The following is a 17096-nucleotide window of genomic DNA, read 5'->3' on the forward strand; positions in this document are numbered from 1 at the left end:
CGCCAGCCGCTACCCGGCTGGCGATTGTTTTTCCAAATGGCGAGCATGGTCACACTGTCTATACTTATATCCGTCATACATCATCTATACGGCGCGATCCGCGCGGCGTACAAACCATGATGAGGAGGATAACCGGGTGACAGCATCACTGACATTACCCCCTGAACAATCTGCAAACTGTGCTTATTTTTTTGATCTCGATGGGACTCTGGCTGAGATCAAGCCCTATCCTGACCAGGTCGTTGTCCCTAAGACAATCCTGCAATTATTACATCAGTTGGCGACGCGTAACGCGGGTGCGCTGGCATTGATTTCAGGGCGCTCGATGGCTGAGCTTGACGGTCTCACCACTCCCTTTCGTTTTCCGCTCGCCGGAGTGCATGGGGCAGAACGCCGTGACATCAATGGTCAAACCCATATAGTACGCCTGGCCGCAGGTATTGAACGTGAAGCAGGCGCGTTGTTACAGACGGCGCTGTCGAAGCTGCCTGGCACGACGCTGGAAGCAAAAGGTATGGCCTTCGCGCTGCACTATCGTCAGGCGCCAGAGCATGAAGCGGCGCTGATAACGCTGGCTGAATGCATCACGCATACATGGCCGCAGCTTGCATTGCAGCATGGAAAATGTGTCGTTGAAATAAAACCTAAAGGTGCGAATAAAGGCGACGCGATTGCTGCATTTATGCAGGAAGCGCCTTTTGCCGGACGGATCCCCGTATTTTTCGGTGATGATCTAACGGATGAAACAGGTTTCGAGGTAGTTAACCGCGCAGGCGGTATTTCAGTGAAGGTGGGGAGCGGGGCGACGCAGGCGACATGGCGTCTGGATGGCGTCAGGGATGTCTGGCGTTGGCTGGAGCAAATTAACTCTTCGCAGCAACAATCGAATACAACAAACAACAGAAGAGGTGACTATGGGTCGTTTAGTCGTAGTATCTAATCGTATCGCCTCGCCAGATGACAAAGGGAGCGCAGGTGGGCTCGCGGTCGGTGTGTTGGGCGCATTAAAAACTGCTGGTGGACTGTGGTTTGGCTGGAGTGGTGATACCGGTAATGAAGATAAACCGTTAAAAAAAGTCACTCGTGGCAATATTACCTGGGCCTCGTTTAATTTGAGCGAGCAGGATTACGAAGAGTATTACTGCCAGTTTTCGAATGCCGTTTTATGGCCTGCATTCCACTACCGGTTGGATTTAGTTCAGTTTCAGCGCCCGGCCTGGGAAGGGTATCAGCGGGTTAATGCTTTGCTGGTAGATAAGCTACTGCCGCTACTGAGCGAAGATGACATTATTTGGGTTCATGATTACCACCTGTTACCGTTTGCCTATGAGTTGCGTAAACGCGGAGTGAATAATCGCATCGGTTTTTTCCTGCATATCCCTTTCCCGACGCCGGAAATTTTTAACGCGCTACCTCCACATCAGGCCCTGCTTGAGCAGATGTGTGATTTTGATTTACTGGGTTTCCAGACCGAAAACGATCGCCAGGCTTTTCTGGATTGTCTGGCAGTCCAGACTCAGGTCACTACCCGGAGCGATAAGCACCACAAAGCATGGGATAAAGCGTTTCGCACAGAAGTGTATCCCATCGGCATTGAGCCGGAGGAAATCGCACGCCAGGCTTCTGGTCCTTTGCCGCCGAAAATGGCGCAGTTAAAGGATGAGCTTAAAAATGTGAAGAATATATTCTCTGTTGAGCGTTTGGATTACTCCAAGGGCTTGCCAGAGCGCTTCCAGGCCTATGAGGCACTGCTGGAGCATTACCCGCAGCACCATGGCAAAATTCGCTATACGCAGATAGCGCCAACCTCGCGCGGAGAAGTGCAGGCCTACCAGGACATTCGCCACCAACTGGAGACAGAGGCTGGGCGGATTAACGGTAAATATGGGCAGTTGGGCTGGACGCCGCTTTACTATCTGAACCAGTATTTTGACCGCAAATTGCTGATGAAAATATTCCGCTATTCGGACGTAGGGTTGGTAACGCCTTTGCGCGATGGTATGAACCTGGTGGCGAAAGAGTATGTGGCTGCACAGGATCCTGCCAACCCTGGCGTTCTGGTGTTATCGCAATTTGCCGGGGCAGCAAATGAGCTAACTTCTGCGCTTATCGTGAATCCTTATGATCGGGATGAAGTGGCTGGCGCTCTAAACCAGGCGCTGACAATGTCGCTTGCTGAACGTGTCTCTCGACATGCTGAAATGCTCGAGACTATTGTTAAAAACGATATCGACAACTGGCAGGCGAGATTTATATGCGATCTAAGAAAAGTTACGTCGCGCCAGAGCAAACGCCAGTTGTCAGACAATGTGACTCCCTGTTCGAAACTGGCGTGAAGACCTGAAGGCGGTATTAATCTCCAGCCAGAGGAACCAGCAGAACATCCACCAGGCTGGCACCGACCACGCTTTTTGCTGAGCACGAAGCGCGCGAAAAGAAGCTCTGGTTATGGTTGCCGTAAATGACCAGATCGACTGCGTGTTTACGGCAAACGTCGAGAATATGTTCATTCAGTGCCCCATAGGTAATAAAAGTATGTTCGATGGGGTACTGCGCTTCTTTGCTGAGTTTATCGATAAAATCCTGGGTCTCCTCTTGCATTAGTTCACGCAGATCTTCCAGCATGGGGGCGGCAAACTGGTTATACATTTCAGGGTCTGAGACCAATGTGATCAGGCTAATACGAGCGTTGACAGGGCGAGCGATAGAAACTGCCTTGGCTAACAACTGCTGGCTTTCAGGGGTGGAGGCAACCGCCACCAGAATGTGCGCATAGCTCATAACTCGCTCCTTTTTTTCAAGAATTATGAGAGAACTTTTCTGCTTTACTCAGCTTACTCCATACTGCAACGTTTCCTCTTCACATAGTGTGAATGCCATCATGATTATTCATTAATTATTCTTATAAATAGAATAATTGCTTCACATCATTTGCAAATACGTTCAGCGAACTTAAGTAAAACTCGCCGCTAATGAAAACAATGCGTTAATAAAAAACAAACAAAAATTAACATTTGGCGAGTTATCACCACGCGGTATTAGTTAATCACCCTTAATATTTAAGTTCTTGTTTATAAACAATTTAATTGAAAAAGTGTTTTGCATGAAATATGTGATCCAGCTCGCTATTTCATAGTGTGATATTAACGTTTGTGAACAAAATACTATTCGCTTTTATTGCAAGAATATTCGTTAGCCAGGAATTGAAAAGATGAATCTTGGTTTAAAAAATAAGCAAAGTAAAAGCTACGCTGATGGATTTATGTTAAGTGTTTAGTTGATTTATGTGATCTGTGTCACATATTCTTTAAATTCGCAGCACGGTTCCGTTGTATGTGTAACTGGCGGCGGGTAGAGTTGCGTCGAATTAGGAAAAATCTTAGACAATTGTAAGAATTGATGTGAGCTTGTAAGAAGTGCGCATTCTTCAAAAGGGCTGGTTTACACAACGTGTATGTGTCATCACGCTGCTATGTATTTGACCTTTTGCTTTTTTTTTACCGGGGCTTCCCGGCGACATCACGGGGTGCGGTTTTACCGCATGAAAATAATGTTGGTTATTATGGATGCAAATAATGCATACATCCGAGTTGCTGAAACACATTTATGACATCAATTTGTCATATTTATTGCTTGCACAGCGTTTGATCGTTCAGGACAAAGCATCTGCGATGTTTCGCCTTGGTATCAGCGAAGAGATGGCGGACACGTTGGCAACATTAACACTTCCTCAAATGGTCAAACTGGCTGAAACAAACCAACTGGTGTGTCATTTCCGTTTCGACGATCACCAGACTGTTACTCGCCTGACGCAAGACTCCCGCGTTGACGATCTCCAGCAAATTCATACCGGCATCATGCTTTCTACGCGACTGTTAAGCGACATCGATGATGCAGCGCGCAAGAAAAGGGCTTGATGATGAGCGAAAAAAGCATTGTTCAGGAAGCGCGTGATATCCAGTTGGCAATGGAATTAATCACATTGGGCGCCCGTTTGCAAATGCTGGAAAGCGAAACGCAATTAAGCCGTGGTCGACTTATCAAGCTGTACAAAGAATTACGCGGCAGTCCTCCGCCAAAAGGGATGCTTCCTTTCTCCACCGATTGGTTTATGACGTGGGAACAAAATATCCATGCTTCGATGTTTTGCAATGCCTGGCAATTTTTGCTCAAAACAGGGTTGTGTAGCGGTGTGGATGCCGTAATTAAAGCGTATCGTTTATATCTTGAGCAGTGTCCGCAGCCGGAAGAAGGCCCCCTGCTGGCGTTAACTCGCGCATGGACGCTGGTTCGTTTTGTAGACAGCGGATTGCTGGAATTGTCCACATGCAACTGCTGCGGCGGGAACTTTATCACTCACGCACATCAACCCGCAGGCAGCTTTGCCTGCAGTTTATGCCAGCCGCCATCACGGGCCGTAAAAAGACGTAAACTTTCTCAGAATGCTGCCGATATTATTCCACAACTGCTGGATGAACAGATCGAACAGGCTGTTTAACTGATACGGTGTGGATAAACACTCCAGCAGCGGTAAGCGATTACCGCTGCTTTTTTTTGTCCTGACCTCAAGTTAACTACCCGACTGCGCATCCTGTCATAGTCAATTGCGAAAGGATGATGTCGTGCTTATCTTATTAGGTTACCTGGTTGTTATTGGTACAGTTTTCGGCGGCTACATGATGACCGGCGGACACCTTGGGGCACTCTATCAACCGGCTGAGCTGGTGATTATCGGTGGCGCGGGTATTGGGGCGTTCATCGTCGGCAATAACGGAAAAGCCATCAAAGGGACGATGAAAGCGATCCCGATGCTTTTTCGCCGTTCGAAATACACCAAAGCGATGTATATGGATCTGCTGGCGCTGCTCTATCGCCTGATGGCTAAGTCACGTCAGCAGGGCATGTTCTCTCTCGAACGTGATATCGAAAATCCTAAAGAGAGTGAAATCTTCGCCAGCTATCCACGCATTCTTGCGGATGCCGTGATGCTTGATTTTATTGTCGATTATCTGCGTCTGATCATCAGCGGCAACATGAATACGTTTGAAATTGAAGCGCTGATGGACGAAGAAATTGAGACTCATGAGAGCGAAGCCGAAGTGCCGGCTAATAGTCTGGCGATGGTTGGCGACTCGCTACCGGCCTTCGGGATCGTGGCGGCGGTTATGGGCGTTGTCCACGCGCTGGCTTCTGCCGATCGTCCGGCAGCTGAGCTGGGTTCGCTGATTGCGCATGCGATGGTGGGGACATTCCTCGGTATTTTACTGGCCTATGGTTTTATTTCTCCACTTGCCAGCGTCCTGCGTCAGAAAAGTGCTGAAACAACCAAGATGATGCAGTGTGTGAAGATCACGCTGCTCTCCAACCTGAATGGTTACGCCCCGCCGATTGCCGTCGAATTTGGTCGTAAAACATTGTATTCCAGCGAACGTCCTTCGTTTATCGAACTGGAAGAGCATGTTCGTGCGGTGAGAAATCCAGCTGCGCAGCAGACGACCGAGGACGCATGAAAAATCAGGCCCATCCCATTATCGTCGTAAAGCGACGCAAACATAAAGGTCACGGTGGTGGGGCGCATGGTTCGTGGAAAATCGCCTACGCCGATTTTATGACCGCGATGATGGCCTTCTTTCTGGTGATGTGGCTCATTTCCATCTCCAGCCCTAAAGAATTGATCCAGATTGCCGAATATTTCCGTACCCCACTGGCTACCGCGGTGACTGGTGGTAATCGCATTTCGAATAGCGAAAGCCCCATTCCAGGTGGAGGTGATGATTACACCCAGCAGCAGGGAGAGGTGCACAAGCAGCCGAATATTGATGATTTGAGAAAACGCATGGAGCAAAGCCGTTTAAGCAAACTTCGCGGCGATCTCGATCAACTGATTGAATCGGACCCCAAACTGCGTGCGCTGCGTCCGCATTTGAAAATTGATTTAGTCCAGGAAGGGCTGCGGATCCAGATTATCGACAGTCAGAACCGACCAATGTTTAAGACCGGCAGCGCTGAAGTTGAACCGTATATGCGCGATATCCTGCGGGCTATTGCGCCGGTGCTCAACGGCATCCCTAACCGAATTAGTCTTTCCGGACATACGGATGATTACCCTTACGCCAACGGTGAGAAAGGGTACAGCAACTGGGAACTGTCTGCCGATCGCGCTAATGCGTCGCGTCGCGAGCTGGTTAGCGGCGGTCTGGATGATGGAAAAGTATTACGGGTGGTAGGCATGGCCGCCACGATGCGTCTGAGCGATCGCGGTCCTGAGGACGCCATCAACCGCCGTATTAGCCTGCTGGTTCTCAATAAGCAGGCAGAAGAGGCCATTTTGCATGAAAACGCTGAAAGCCAGAATGAGCCGGTAAGTGTCTTACAACAGCCAGCGGAACTTCCGCCGGTAAGCGTTCCCACATCGCCACCAGCCAATCCGAGGTGATAGCGTGAGCATGGATATTAGCGATTTTTATCAGACTTTTTTTGATGAAGCCGACGAACTGTTGGCCGACATGGAGCAACACCTGCTTGATTTGGTTCCTGAAGCCCCGGATTCCGAACAGCTGAATGCCATTTTTCGTGCCGCGCACTCGATAAAAGGCGGCGCGGGCACCTTCGGCTTTACCATTTTGCAGGAAACGACCCATCTGATGGAAAACCTGCTGGATGAAGCGCGGCGTGGCGAAATGCAGCTTAATGCCGACATTATCAACCTGTTTTTGGAAACGAAAGATATTATGCAGGAACAGCTCGACGCCTATAAAAACTCAGAAGAGCCGGATGCCGCCAGCTTTGAGTACATTTGTAATGCGTTACGACAGTTAGCGCTTGAAGCAAAAGGTGAAACCTCGCCCGCGCTCGTCAATACCGCAAAGCTGAGCGTTGTTGACAGCGCGGCGATACAGGAAGAAGCCGTTGCCAATCCCGCTGCGGCCAGCGAAGAGATCAAGAAACGCATTATTCTCTCGCGTCTGAAATCCAGTGAAGTCGATCTGCTGGAAGAGGAACTGGGGAATCTGGCGACCTTAACCGATGTAGTGAAAGGGAGCGACACGTTGTCAGCAACGCTGGATGGCAACCTCGCGGAAGATGACATCATTGCGGTGCTCTGCTTCGTAATTGAAGCTGACCAGATTGAATTCGAAACCGTCAGCGCAGCGCCCGTGGCTGTTGATACAAAAGCGGAAACTGAAGCGGTAGCCATGGTTGCGACGCCGCAGCCGGTTGCCGTTGCGCCTGCGGCTAAAGCCGCCGCCAGTGAAGCGCCACACGCCCGCGCAGAGCGTGACAAACCAGCCCGCGCCAGTGAATCAACCAGTATCCGCGTAGCGGTTGAGAAGGTTGATCAGCTCATTAACCTGGTCGGTGAGCTGGTTATCACCCAGTCAATGCTGGCCCAGCGTTCTAATGAACTGGATCCTGTTAATCACGGCGATCTGATCACCAGTATGGGCCAGTTACAACGTAACGCCCGCGATTTGCAAGAGTCGGTGATGTCGATTCGTATGATGCCGATGGAGTACGTGTTCAGCCGTTTCCCACGCCTGGTCCGCGACCTGGCCGGTAAATTGGGTAAACAGGTTGAGCTGACGCAGGTGGGGAGTTCAACAGAACTCGATAAAAGCCTGATTGAACGCATCATCGATCCATTGACGCATCTGGTGCGTAACAGCCTGGACCACGGTATTGAACTGCCGGAAAAACGTCTCGAAGCCGGAAAAAGCCCCATTGGCAATCTGACGCTTTCCGCCGAACACCAGGGTGGGAATATTTGTATTGAAGTGACCGATGATGGCGCTGGTCTGAACCGCGAACGAATCCTCGCCAAAGCGATCTCCCAGGGGATGCCGATCCACGAAAATATGAGCGATGACGAAGTCGGTATGCTGATTTTCGCTCCGGGCTTCTCAACGGCCGAGCAGGTGACGGATGTCTCTGGTCGCGGTGTGGGCATGGATGTGGTGAAACGAAATATTCAGGAGATGGGCGGCCATGTTGAGATCCAATCGAAGCAAGGGCAGGGAACGACCATCCGAATTTTGCTGCCGCTGACGCTGGCGATCCTTGACGGGATGTCCGTACGCGTGGCGGACGAAGTCTTTATTCTGCCGCTGAATGCCGTGATGGAGTCACTGCAGCCGCGCGAAGAAGATCTCCATCCGCTGGCCGGAGGAGAGCGCGTTCTGGAAGTGCGTGGCGAATATTTGCCGCTGGTTGAGTTGTGGAAAGTCTTCGAAGTTGAAGGCGCAAAAACCGAAGCAACGCAGGGCATCGTGGTGATTTTACAAAGCGCAGGTCGTCGCTATGCGCTGCTTGTCGATCAGTTAATTGGCCAACACCAGGTGGTGGTAAAAAACCTGGAAAGTAACTACCGCAAAGTGCCAGGTATTTCTGCTGCAACAATTCTCGGCGACGGTAGCGTCGCGTTGATTGTTGATGTGTCTGCATTGCAGGGTTTAAACCGCGAACAACGTGTGGCGATCACAGCCGCCTGATTGAGTAAGAAAGGGAATAATATGACCGGTATGAGTAATGTAACTAAACTGGCCGGCGAACCGTCAGGTCAGGAATTCCTCGTGTTTACGCTGGGGGATGAAGAGTACGGTATCGATATCCTGAAAGTGCAGGAAATCCGTGGTTACGATCAGGTAACCCGCATTGCTAACACGCCAGCGTTCATCAAAGGCGTCACGAATCTGCGCGGTGTGATTGTGCCGATTGTTGATCTGCGCGTGAAGTTTAGCCAGAGCGATGTGGATTACAACGAAAACACCGTGGTGATTGTGCTGAATCTGGGACAACGAGTGGTTGGGATTGTGGTGGATGGCGTATCTGACGTGCTGTCGCTGACAACCGATCAAATCCGACCGGCACCGGAATTCGCGGTTACGCTGTCAACGGAATATCTGACGGGACTGGGCGCGCTGGGAGACCGGATGCTGATTCTGGTCAACATTGAGAAACTGCTGAACAGTGAAGAGATGGCGTTGTTAGATATTGCCGCCGCTCATATGGCATAAACAAGTAAACATATTATCCGGCCTACAATAATTGCTGTTGTAGGCCGGATAAGCGTAGCGCATCCGGCAACTTTCCTTCTTACGCTTTCCGCTCAACCAGCTCCGGTTCTTCTTCCAGTAAACCTTCATCCTGTGCCAGCATCGCCGTTGCAATCCCGTTACCCAATACGTTAATCGCTGAACGACCCATATCGAGGAAATGGTCGATACCCATCAGTAGCAAAATTCCTGCAACCGGAATATTAAAGCTTGGGATGGTTGCCGCCAGCACCACCAGCGCAGAACGCGGCACACCGGCAATCCCTTTGGACGCCAGCATCAGGGTCAACATCAGGACGGTGATTTCTGCAAAGGAGAGATGGATATTGTAGGCCTGTGCGATAAACATAGATGCAAATGAGCAGTAGACCATAGAACCCACCAGGTTAAACGAATAACCGATAGGCAGTACAAATGACACGATATTGGGCGAGCAACCAAATTTGGTTAATTGCTCCAGCGTTTTCGGATAAGCGGCTTCGGAACTGCTGGTGGTAAAGGCGACCAGAACCGGGTCTTTCAGCATGCTGACCAGGCGGAACACCTCTTTTTTCAGCATCACATAACCCACGGCCAGCAGGACCAGACAGGTCAGCAAAATGGCCACATAATAACCACCAATGAACGACGCATAGTTGAGCAGGATCCCCAGGCCCTGGGTAGAGATAACGGAGGAAATGGCGGCAAAAATAGCCAGCGGCGCAACATACATCACGTAACCGGTTACCTTCAACATAATGTGGGAGACGACATCCAGCGCGGCAACCAGCGGGGCGTTAAATTTTTCGCCGAGCGATGCTCCACCAATACCGAAGAACATCGAGAACACGACGATTTGCAGGATCTCATTATTGGCCATCGCCTCGGCGATGCTGGTGGGGATGGTGTGAGTCAGAAAACCTTTCAGGCTCATACCGCCCACAGCCAGGCCGGTATCAGTGGCTTCCAGCGGAATCGCCAGATTCAGGCCGCTGCCAGGTTGTTCGAGCGAGACCACAAACAGACCGACCAGAATAGACAGAATAGAAGAGCTGATAAACCAGATCATCGCTTTGCCGCCCACGCGCCCGATGGTTGAGGTTTCGCCCAGGCGCATAATACCCACGGTCAGGGTGCTGAAGACTAAAGGCGCAATCACCATCTTAATCAGGCGTAAAAAGATGTCAGTGAGAAGCGTAATATTATCAGCCCAGGCGGTAACAATGCCGGGGGAGGCATAAGAGTGGATGACTGCACCCGACAGGATCCCCGCCAGCATGAAGATCACAATAAACAACGTGAGTTTGTTTGCATTTGCCACTAAAAAGCCCTCAGTAAGGATTTAACATTTATTGTTCGGTTATTCATTTTTTATACTTATTAAGTGGTAACTAAATATTCATCATATAAATTGAATTAAAGCGTAAGCGGATACAACTTTTTTTAATTTTTTATTCATTTTGTTGTGGTATTTACAAGGTCAATATGTGATCTCTGTCACGATAAAATGCATGATTGTTCTCATCTGGCCACAAGAACAGGCAGAAATAAATGTTATTTACATGATAATTATGATGTTTTTATGTGAATGGCTTGTAGTGGCCGTTCAACTGCTGTTCAGTGGTTCTGCCTGACTTTATTTCCTTCCTGTATTTCCCTTTCGCAAACGTAAAGTTATCTCAGCGAGTGCCGATAACGTTGATAACTCGTTTTCAGGAAGGTGCCTTATGTTTAACCGTATCCGCGTTGTCACAATGCTGATGATGGTGCTGGGGGTTTTCGCACTGCTACAGCTTGTTTCCGGTGGTCTGTTGTTTTCTTCATTGCAGCAGAATCAGCAAAGTTTTGTTATTTCTAACGATCTTCGACAGCAGCAAAGCGAACTCACCTCGACATGGGATCTGATGCTGCAGACACGAATTAATTTAAGCCGTTCTTCCGCGCGTATGATGATGGATGCGTCCAATCAGCAAAGCAGCGCGAAAAACGATCTGCTGAAGAATGCGAAAGCATCGCTGGCGCAGGCAGAAACGCATTACGCAAAATTTAAAAACATCACGCCGTTGCCGGAGATGGCAGAAGCCAGCGGCAGTGTCGATGAGAAGTATCAGCAGTACCATGCGGCCTTATCAGAACTGGTCCAGTTTCTGGAAAACGGCAATATGGACGCCTATTTCGCGCAACCTACTCAGGGAATGCAAAACGCGCTCGGCGAGGCGTTGGGTAAGTATGCCAGCGTTAGCGAGAAGCTTTACGTGCAGGCATTCGATCAAAGCGCGCGTGATTACCACTTCGCTCAATGGCAGCTCGGCATTCTGGCCGTGGTGCTGGTGCTGATTCTGGTGGTGGTGTGGTACGGCATCCGTCATACCTTGCTCAACCCTCTGGCGCGCGTTATTGCTCATATCCGTGAGATCGCCAGCGGTAATTTAACCGCGACGCTGACGGTCCATGGACGTAACGAGATTGGTGAGCTGGCCAGTACGGTTGACCATATGCAACGTTCGCTGACGGAAACTGTCACCCTGGTACGTGAAGGCTCTGATGCGATTTATTCCGGTACCAGCGAAATTGCAAGTGGTAACACCGATCTTTCCTCCCGTACTGAGCAACAGGCGTCTGCGCTGGAAGAGACCGCAGCCAGCATGGAACAACTGACCGCAACCGTGAAGCAAAATGCGGATAACGCGCGTCAGGCTTCTCAATTGGCGAAAAGCGCCTCCGATACCGCACAGCATGGCGGCAAAGTGGTTGATAGCGTGGTGAACACCATGCATGAAATTGCCGATAGTTCGAAGAAAATTGCCGACATCATCAGCGTCATCGATGGCATTGCTTTCCAGACCAACATTCTCGCACTGAATGCGGCGGTTGAAGCTGCGCGTGCCGGTGAGCAGGGGCGTGGTTTTGCCGTAGTCGCAGGTGAAGTGCGTAATCTGGCGAGCCGTAGTGCGCAGGCGGCGAAAGAGATCAAAGCATTGATTGAAGACTCTGTTTCCCGAGTGGATACCGGTTCTGTACTGGTAGAGAGCGCCGGGGAAACCATGAATGACATTGTCAACGCGGTGACGCGGGTGACCGACATTATGGGGGAAATCGCCTCCGCTTCAGACGAGCAGAGCCGCGGGATAGATCAGGTTGCGCTCGCAGTATCTGAAATGGATCGTGTGACGCAACAGAACGCCTCGCTGGTTCAGGAATCGGCCGCCGCAGCGGCAGCGCTCGAAGAACAGGCCAGTCGCCTAACCCAGTCGGTGTCGATTTTCCGTCTCGCGTCACGCCCGGCGTCGGCTAAACCCCGTGATACACGGTTACCTGTGGCGGCGACTGTGACTGCATCATCTCCGCGCCAGAATATTGAACAAGATACGAATTGGGAAACATTTTGACTGGTAGTTAAACCGCGGCCTGCGCCGCCTGATGGGAGCGTTGATGTTTAATCGTATTCGAATTTCGACCACGCTGTTTTTGATTTTAATCCTCTGCGGTGTTTTGCAGATTGGCAGTAATGGCTTGTCCTTCTGGGCATTTCGGGACGGTTTTCAAAACCTGAATCAGGTCGAACGGAGTAACCAGCAACGCGCTGCGCTGGCCCAAACCCGTGCTGTGTTATTACAGGCCAGTACGGCCCTTAATAAGGCAGGAACGCTGACTGCCCTGAGCTATCCGCCAGAGGATATCAAAGCCTTGATGACGCTTGCGCGCGATAGCCTGGCGCAGTCCGAGTCAATGTTTAAACGCTTTATGGCGACGTCGGATACCACAGAACAAGGGAAGGCGCTGATTGGCGCGACGGAGAAAAGCTTTAGCCAATGGCATAGCGATCTGGTTCATCAGGCAACCTGGCTTGAGAACAACCAATTGTCGGATTTTCTGACCGCGCCGGTGCAGGCTTCGCAGGCTGCTTTTGATGCGAATGTTAATGCGTGGCAGAGCAACATCGACCGCGTGTTGCAAACAGCAGGGGATCTCAGCCAGCGAAATTATCATATGTCGGGGGTGATTTTCGCTGTCATGGTGGTACTGGCGGTGCTCTTAACCAGTGCGGCGTTGTACTGGTCGCGCAAGATGATTGTCCAGCCGCTGGCGATTATCGGCAGCCATTTCGACAGTATTGCCGCGGGTAACCTGGCACGGCCGGTAGCGGTTTATGGTCGCAATGAGATCTCGGCCATTTTTGCCAGCCTGAAGAAGATGCAGCAGGCGCTGCGTGAAACGGTGAGTGAAGTTCGCCAGGGTAGCTCAGCCATGCATAGCGGCATTTCAGAGATCGCGATGGGCAATAACGATTTGTCTTCACGAACTGAACAGCAGGCGGCTGCACTGGCGCAAACGGCCGCCAGTATGGAACAACTCACTGCCACCGTGGGGCAGAATGCTGATAACGCGCGCCAGGCTTCAGGAATTGCCAAAAGTGCGGCAGATACAGCGCATAAAGGTGGGGAGCAGACCTCGCGGGTCGCCAGTACGATGCATGAGATTTCCGCCAGCTCGCAGAAAATTGGCGACATTATCGGGGTGATTGACAGCATTGCCTTTCAGACCAATATCCTGGCGCTGAATGCCGCAGTAGAGGCTGCCCGAGCGGGGGAACAGGGGCGCGGTTTTGCCGTTGTTGCTGGAGAAGTGCGCAATCTGGCCAGCCGGAGCGCACAGGCAGCAAAGGAAATTAAGGGACTGATTGAGGAGTCTGTCACCCGGGTTCAGCAGGGATCGCAACTGGTGGATATGGCGGCGCGCACGATGACAGAAATTGTCAGCTCCGTTACCCGGGTGAACGACATCATGGGGGAGATTGCCTCGGCGTCCGATGAACAACGCAGAGGCATTGAACAGGTGGCGCAGGCCGTCAGCCAGATGGACTCCGTGACGCAGCAAAACGCCGGGCTGGTGGAAGAAGCCGCATCCGCCACCGGACAACTCGCGACGCAGGCCGATCATCTTTCTGCCTGTGTCGCATTTTTTAAGCTTGAAGAGCAAAACGTAGCAAAACAAGAGTTGGCGCAGCCGCAGGTTGTGCCCGTTGTATCCTGAATGTGATTGAGAAGGCGCTATGACATCATCTCTGCCCTCCGGGCAAACGTCATTATTGTTACAGATGACACAGCGCCTCGCGCTGTCTGACGCGCATTTTCGTCGGATATGTCAATTAATCTACCAGCGTGCGGGGATCGTACTGGCCGACCATAAACGGGACATGGTGTATAACCGCCTGGTCCGCCGCCTGCGAACCCTGGGTCTGGATGACTTTGGTCGCTATCTCAGCATGCTGGAAGCTAACCAGAACAGTGCTGAGTGGCAGGCTTTTATTAATTCTCTGACCACCAACCTGACCGCGTTTTTTCGCGAAGGGCACCATTTTCCGGTGCTGTCAGATCATGCTCGTCGGCGTAGCGGTGAATATCGTGTCTGGAGTGCGGCAGCGTCAACCGGAGAAGAGCCGTACAGCATTGCCATTACGCTCGCCGATACCTTAGGTATGGCGCCGGGTCGCTGGCGTGTTTTTGCCAGCGACATTGATACCGAAGTGCTGGAAAAGGCCAGAAGCGGCATTTACCGTCTTGATGAGCTGAAGACGCTGTCACCCCAGCAGTTGCAGCGTTATTTCATGCGCGGCACCGGACCGCATGAAGGGCTGGTACGCGTCCGGCAGGAGCTGGCGGGGCATGTTGAATTTTCCAGCGTGAATTTACTGGATAAGCAGTACAACGTGCCAGGGCCCTTCGATGCCATATTTTGCCGTAACGTAATGATCTACTTCGATAAAACGACGCAACAGGATATTTTGCACCGTTTTGTTCCACTTCTTAAACCCGATGGGCTGCTATTTGCAGGTCATTCAGAAAACTTTAGCAACCTCGTGCGCGAGTTTAGCCTGCGTGGACAGACCGTGTATGCGCATGCGCCAGGTAAGGATAAAGCATGAGTAAAATCAGGGTGTTGTCGGTTGATGATTCTGCATTGATGCGTCAAATCATGACCGAAATTATTAATAGCCACAGCGATATGGAAATGGTGGCGACGGCACCGGATCCATTGGTCGCCCGGGATTTAATCAAAAAATACAATCCCGACGTCCTGACGCTGGATGTGGAAATGCCGCGCATGGACGGCCTCGACTTTCTTGAGAAGTTGATGCGTCTGCGTCCGATGCCGGTAGTGATGGTTTCTTCGCTGACCGGTAAAGGTTCAGAGGTCACGCTGCGGGCGTTGGAGTTGGGGGCAATTGATTTTGTCACCAAACCACAACTGGGGATCCGTGAAGGGATGCTGGCCTACAGCGAAATGATCGCGGAGAAGATCCGCACCGCGTCGCGGGCAAAACTGGCGGCCCATAAGCCCATGGCTGCACCGACGACCTTGAAGGCAGGGCCGTTACTCAGTTCGGAAAAATTGCTGGTGATTGGCGCCTCAACCGGAGGAACAGAAGCAATTCGCCATGTACTCCAGCCATTGCCGCTTTCAAGTCCGGGTATTCTTATCACCCAGCATATGCCGCCAGGATTTACCCGCTCGTTCGCCGAACGTCTGAACAAACTGTGTCAGATCACGGTGAAAGAAGCAGAAGACGGGGAACGCGTTCTCCCGGGGCATGCGTATATTGCGCCCGGTGACAAACATATGGAACTGGCGCGCAGCGGCGCGAACTACCAAATCAAAATTCATGACGGCCCGCCGGTTAACCGGCACCGGCCTTCAGTGGATGTGCTGTTCCATTCGGTGGCAAAACATGCGGGGCGCAATGCCGTGGGAGTGATCCTGACCGGTATGGGCAACGATGGCGCCGCCGGAATGTTAGCGATGAACCAGGCTGGCGCCTGGACCATTGCGCAAAATGAAGCAAGTTGTGTGGTGTTCGGCATGCCGCGCGAGGCCATCAATATGGGTGGCGTAAGCGAAGTGGTCGATCTTAGCCAGGTAAGCCAGCAAATGTTGGCGAAAATCAGTGCCGGACAGGCAATACGTATTTGAATCAGGAGTCTATTTTTTATGGCGGATAAAGAGCTTAAGTTTTTGGTTGTGGATGACTTTTCCACCATGCGTCGCATCGTGCGTAACCTGCTCAAAGAGCTGGGGTTCAACAATGTTGAAGAAGCGGAAGACGGCGTGGATGCGCTGAATAAGCTGCAGGCTGGGGGATTTGGTTTTGTCATTTCCGACTGGAACATGCCGAACATGGACGGCCTGGAACTGCTGAAAACCATTCGCGCAGATGGCGGAATGTCCTCCCTGCCGGTGCTGATGGTTACGGCAGAAGCGAAAAAAGAAAACATCATTGCGGCAGCACAGGCAGGAGCCAGTGGTTATGTCGTGAAACCGTTTACTGCGGCGACGCTGGAAGAAAAACTCAATAAGATCTTTGAGAAACTGGGCATGTGAGGGTGTGATAATGATGATGCAACCACAAATTAAACCTGCTGACGAACACTCAGCAGGGGACATCATCGCGCGCATCGGCAGTTTGACCCGAATGCTGCGCGACAGCCTGCGCGAACTGGGGCTGGATCAGGCCATTGCCGAAGCGGCGGAAGCGATTCCTGATGCCCGCGATCGTCTCGATTACGTTGTGCAAATGACCGCGCAGGCGGCAGAGCGCGCGCTGAACAGCGTGGAAGCTTCGCAGCCGCACCAGGACGCGATGGAAAAAGGTGCCAAAGACCTGACCAAACGCTGGGATGAATGGTTCGAAAATCCGATCGAGCTGTCTGATGCCCGTGAACTGGTTACCGACACCCGTCAGTTCCTTGGTGACGTGCCTGGACATACCAGCTTTACTAATGCCCAGCTGCTGGACATCATGATGGCGCAGGATTTCCAGGACCTCACTGGTCAGGTCATCAAGCGCATGATGGATGTTATTCAGGAGATTGAACGTCAGTTGCTGATGGTTCTGCTGGAAAACATTCCGGAGCAGGGTACTCGTCCAAAACGCGAAAACGAAAGCTTGCTGAACGGCCCGCAGGTTGACACCTCAAAAGCTGGCGTGGTGGCAAGTCAGGATCAGGTTGACGACCTGCTGGACAGCCTCGGTTTCTGATGAGTATTTGCCGGATGTGGGGCGTG

Annotated in this window: 16 protein-coding genes; 14 read left to right on the forward strand and 2 right to left on the reverse strand. The window is 51.5% G+C overall.

Annotated elements, in window-relative coordinates:
• Positions 1-136 precede the first annotated feature (136 nt).
• Both otsB and otsA read left to right on the forward strand, forming a co-directional pair.
• The gene (gene otsB / locus FDW92_RS08550; protein WP_042307757.1) at positions 137-940 is read left to right on the forward strand and encodes a trehalose-phosphatase; all 804 of its coding nucleotides are present in this window, start codon (positions 137-139) and stop codon (positions 938-940) included.
• The gene (otsA, locus tag FDW92_RS08555) at positions 915-2336 is read left to right on the forward strand and encodes an alpha,alpha-trehalose-phosphate synthase (RefSeq protein ID WP_042307759.1); all 1422 of its coding nucleotides are present in this window, start codon (positions 915-917) and stop codon (positions 2334-2336) included. The genes otsB and otsA overlap by 26 nt, the downstream gene beginning before the upstream one ends.
• Positions 2337-2352: 16 nt before the next feature.
• On the opposite strand, the gene uspC is transcribed toward otsA, so the two are convergent.
• Positions 2353-2781: a universal stress protein UspC gene (gene uspC / locus FDW92_RS08560; protein WP_137400601.1), complete on the reverse strand. Its 429-nt coding sequence runs from the start codon at positions 2779-2781 to the stop codon at positions 2353-2355.
• A 794-nt stretch (positions 2782-3575) separates the two neighbouring features.
• Here uspC and flhD point away from each other — a divergent pair.
• From flhD to cheW, 6 genes are all read left to right on the forward strand, one after another.
• Entirely contained in the window at positions 3576-3917 is a 342-nt protein-coding gene (flhD, locus tag FDW92_RS08570) for a flagellar transcriptional regulator FlhD (RefSeq protein WP_003034622.1), read from the forward strand.
• A gap of 2 nt (positions 3918-3919) precedes the next feature.
• Positions 3920-4498, forward strand: a complete 579-nt coding sequence (flhC, locus tag FDW92_RS08575; RefSeq protein ID WP_042307995.1) for a flagellar transcriptional regulator FlhC — start codon at positions 3920-3922, stop codon at positions 4496-4498.
• A 124-nt stretch (positions 4499-4622) separates the two neighbouring features.
• The gene (motA, locus tag FDW92_RS08580) at positions 4623-5510 is read left to right on the forward strand and encodes a flagellar motor stator protein MotA (RefSeq protein ID WP_032939611.1); all 888 of its coding nucleotides are present in this window, start codon (positions 4623-4625) and stop codon (positions 5508-5510) included.
• Positions 5507-6436, forward strand: a complete 930-nt coding sequence (motB, locus tag FDW92_RS08585; RefSeq protein WP_042307763.1) for a flagellar motor protein MotB — start codon at positions 5507-5509, stop codon at positions 6434-6436. The genes motA and motB overlap by 4 nt, the downstream gene beginning before the upstream one ends.
• Positions 6437-6440: 4 nt before the next feature.
• Positions 6441-8489: a chemotaxis protein CheA gene (cheA, locus tag FDW92_RS08590; protein WP_042307765.1), complete on the forward strand. Its 2049-nt coding sequence runs from the start codon at positions 6441-6443 to the stop codon at positions 8487-8489.
• Between the two features lie 21 nt (positions 8490-8510).
• Positions 8511-9014: a chemotaxis protein CheW gene (gene cheW, locus FDW92_RS08595; RefSeq protein ID WP_042307767.1), complete on the forward strand. Its 504-nt coding sequence runs from the start codon at positions 8511-8513 to the stop codon at positions 9012-9014.
• Between the two features lie 79 nt (positions 9015-9093).
• On the opposite strand, the gene FDW92_RS08600 is transcribed toward cheW, so the two are convergent.
• Positions 9094-10353, reverse strand: coding sequence for a dicarboxylate/amino acid:cation symporter (locus FDW92_RS08600; RefSeq protein ID WP_042307769.1), 1260 nt, complete (start codon positions 10351-10353; stop codon positions 9094-9096).
• A 406-nt stretch (positions 10354-10759) separates the two neighbouring features.
• Between FDW92_RS08600 and tar the strand changes: the two genes are divergently transcribed.
• Genes tar through cheZ form a run of 6 tightly spaced genes read left to right on the forward strand, consistent with a single transcriptional unit; the run spans position 10760 to position 17070 of the window.
• Complete coding sequence (tar, locus tag FDW92_RS08605; RefSeq protein WP_042307772.1) at positions 10760-12421, forward strand: methyl-accepting chemotaxis protein II; 1662 nt, start codon at positions 10760-10762, stop codon at positions 12419-12421.
• A 43-nt stretch (positions 12422-12464) separates the two neighbouring features.
• On the forward strand, positions 12465-14066 hold the full coding sequence (gene tap, locus FDW92_RS08610) for a methyl-accepting chemotaxis protein IV (RefSeq protein ID WP_042307774.1): 1602 nt from the start codon (positions 12465-12467) through the stop codon (positions 14064-14066).
• Between the two features lie 19 nt (positions 14067-14085).
• Entirely contained in the window at positions 14086-14958 is an 873-nt protein-coding gene (cheR, locus tag FDW92_RS08615) for a protein-glutamate O-methyltransferase CheR (RefSeq protein ID WP_038641472.1), read from the forward strand.
• Positions 14955-16004, forward strand: coding sequence for a chemotaxis response regulator protein-glutamate methylesterase (locus FDW92_RS08620; protein ID WP_038641470.1), 1050 nt, complete (start codon positions 14955-14957; stop codon positions 16002-16004). The genes cheR and FDW92_RS08620 overlap by 4 nt, the downstream gene beginning before the upstream one ends.
• An 18-nt stretch (positions 16005-16022) precedes the next feature.
• The gene (gene cheY / locus FDW92_RS08625) at positions 16023-16412 is read left to right on the forward strand and encodes a chemotaxis response regulator CheY (RefSeq protein WP_042307777.1); all 390 of its coding nucleotides are present in this window, start codon (positions 16023-16025) and stop codon (positions 16410-16412) included.
• 13 nt (positions 16413-16425) lie between these two features.
• A complete protein-coding gene (gene cheZ, locus FDW92_RS08630) occupies positions 16426-17070 on the forward strand; it encodes a protein phosphatase CheZ (RefSeq protein WP_042307997.1) in 645 nt (214 codons plus the stop codon).
• Positions 17071-17096: the final 26 nt, after the last annotated feature.

This window comes from Citrobacter sp. wls706 (genome assembly GCF_005281305.1).
GTDB classification, from domain to species: domain Bacteria; phylum Pseudomonadota; class Gammaproteobacteria; order Enterobacterales; family Enterobacteriaceae; genus Citrobacter; species Citrobacter werkmanii.

Bases quoted from the DNA above. Each gene is read 5' to 3' on its own strand.
- cheR (WP_038641472.1), top strand. From the start codon at position 14,086: ATGACATCATCTCTGCCCTCCGGGCAAACGTCATTATTGTTACAGATG.
- cheW (WP_042307767.1), top strand. From the start codon at position 8,511: ATGACCGGTATGAGTAATGTAACTAAACTGGCCGGCGAACCGTCAGGT.
- tar (WP_042307772.1), top strand. From the start codon at position 10,760: ATGTTTAACCGTATCCGCGTTGTCACAATGCTGATGATGGTGCTGGGG.
- flhD (WP_003034622.1), top strand. From the start codon at position 3,576: ATGCATACATCCGAGTTGCTGAAACACATTTATGACATCAATTTGTCA.
- motB (WP_042307763.1), top strand. From the start codon at position 5,507: ATGAAAAATCAGGCCCATCCCATTATCGTCGTAAAGCGACGCAAACAT.
- FDW92_RS08620 (WP_038641470.1), top strand. From the start codon at position 14,955: ATGAGTAAAATCAGGGTGTTGTCGGTTGATGATTCTGCATTGATGCGT.
- flhC (WP_042307995.1), top strand. From the start codon at position 3,920: ATGAGCGAAAAAAGCATTGTTCAGGAAGCGCGTGATATCCAGTTGGCA.
- otsA (WP_042307759.1), top strand. From the start codon at position 915: ATGGGTCGTTTAGTCGTAGTATCTAATCGTATCGCCTCGCCAGATGAC.
- cheZ (WP_042307997.1), top strand. From the start codon at position 16,426: ATGATGCAACCACAAATTAAACCTGCTGACGAACACTCAGCAGGGGAC.
- uspC (WP_137400601.1), bottom strand. From the start codon at position 2,781: ATGAGCTATGCGCACATTCTGGTGGCGGTTGCCTCCACCCCTGAAAGC.
- cheY (WP_042307777.1), top strand. From the start codon at position 16,023: ATGGCGGATAAAGAGCTTAAGTTTTTGGTTGTGGATGACTTTTCCACC.
- tap (WP_042307774.1), top strand. From the start codon at position 12,465: ATGTTTAATCGTATTCGAATTTCGACCACGCTGTTTTTGATTTTAATC.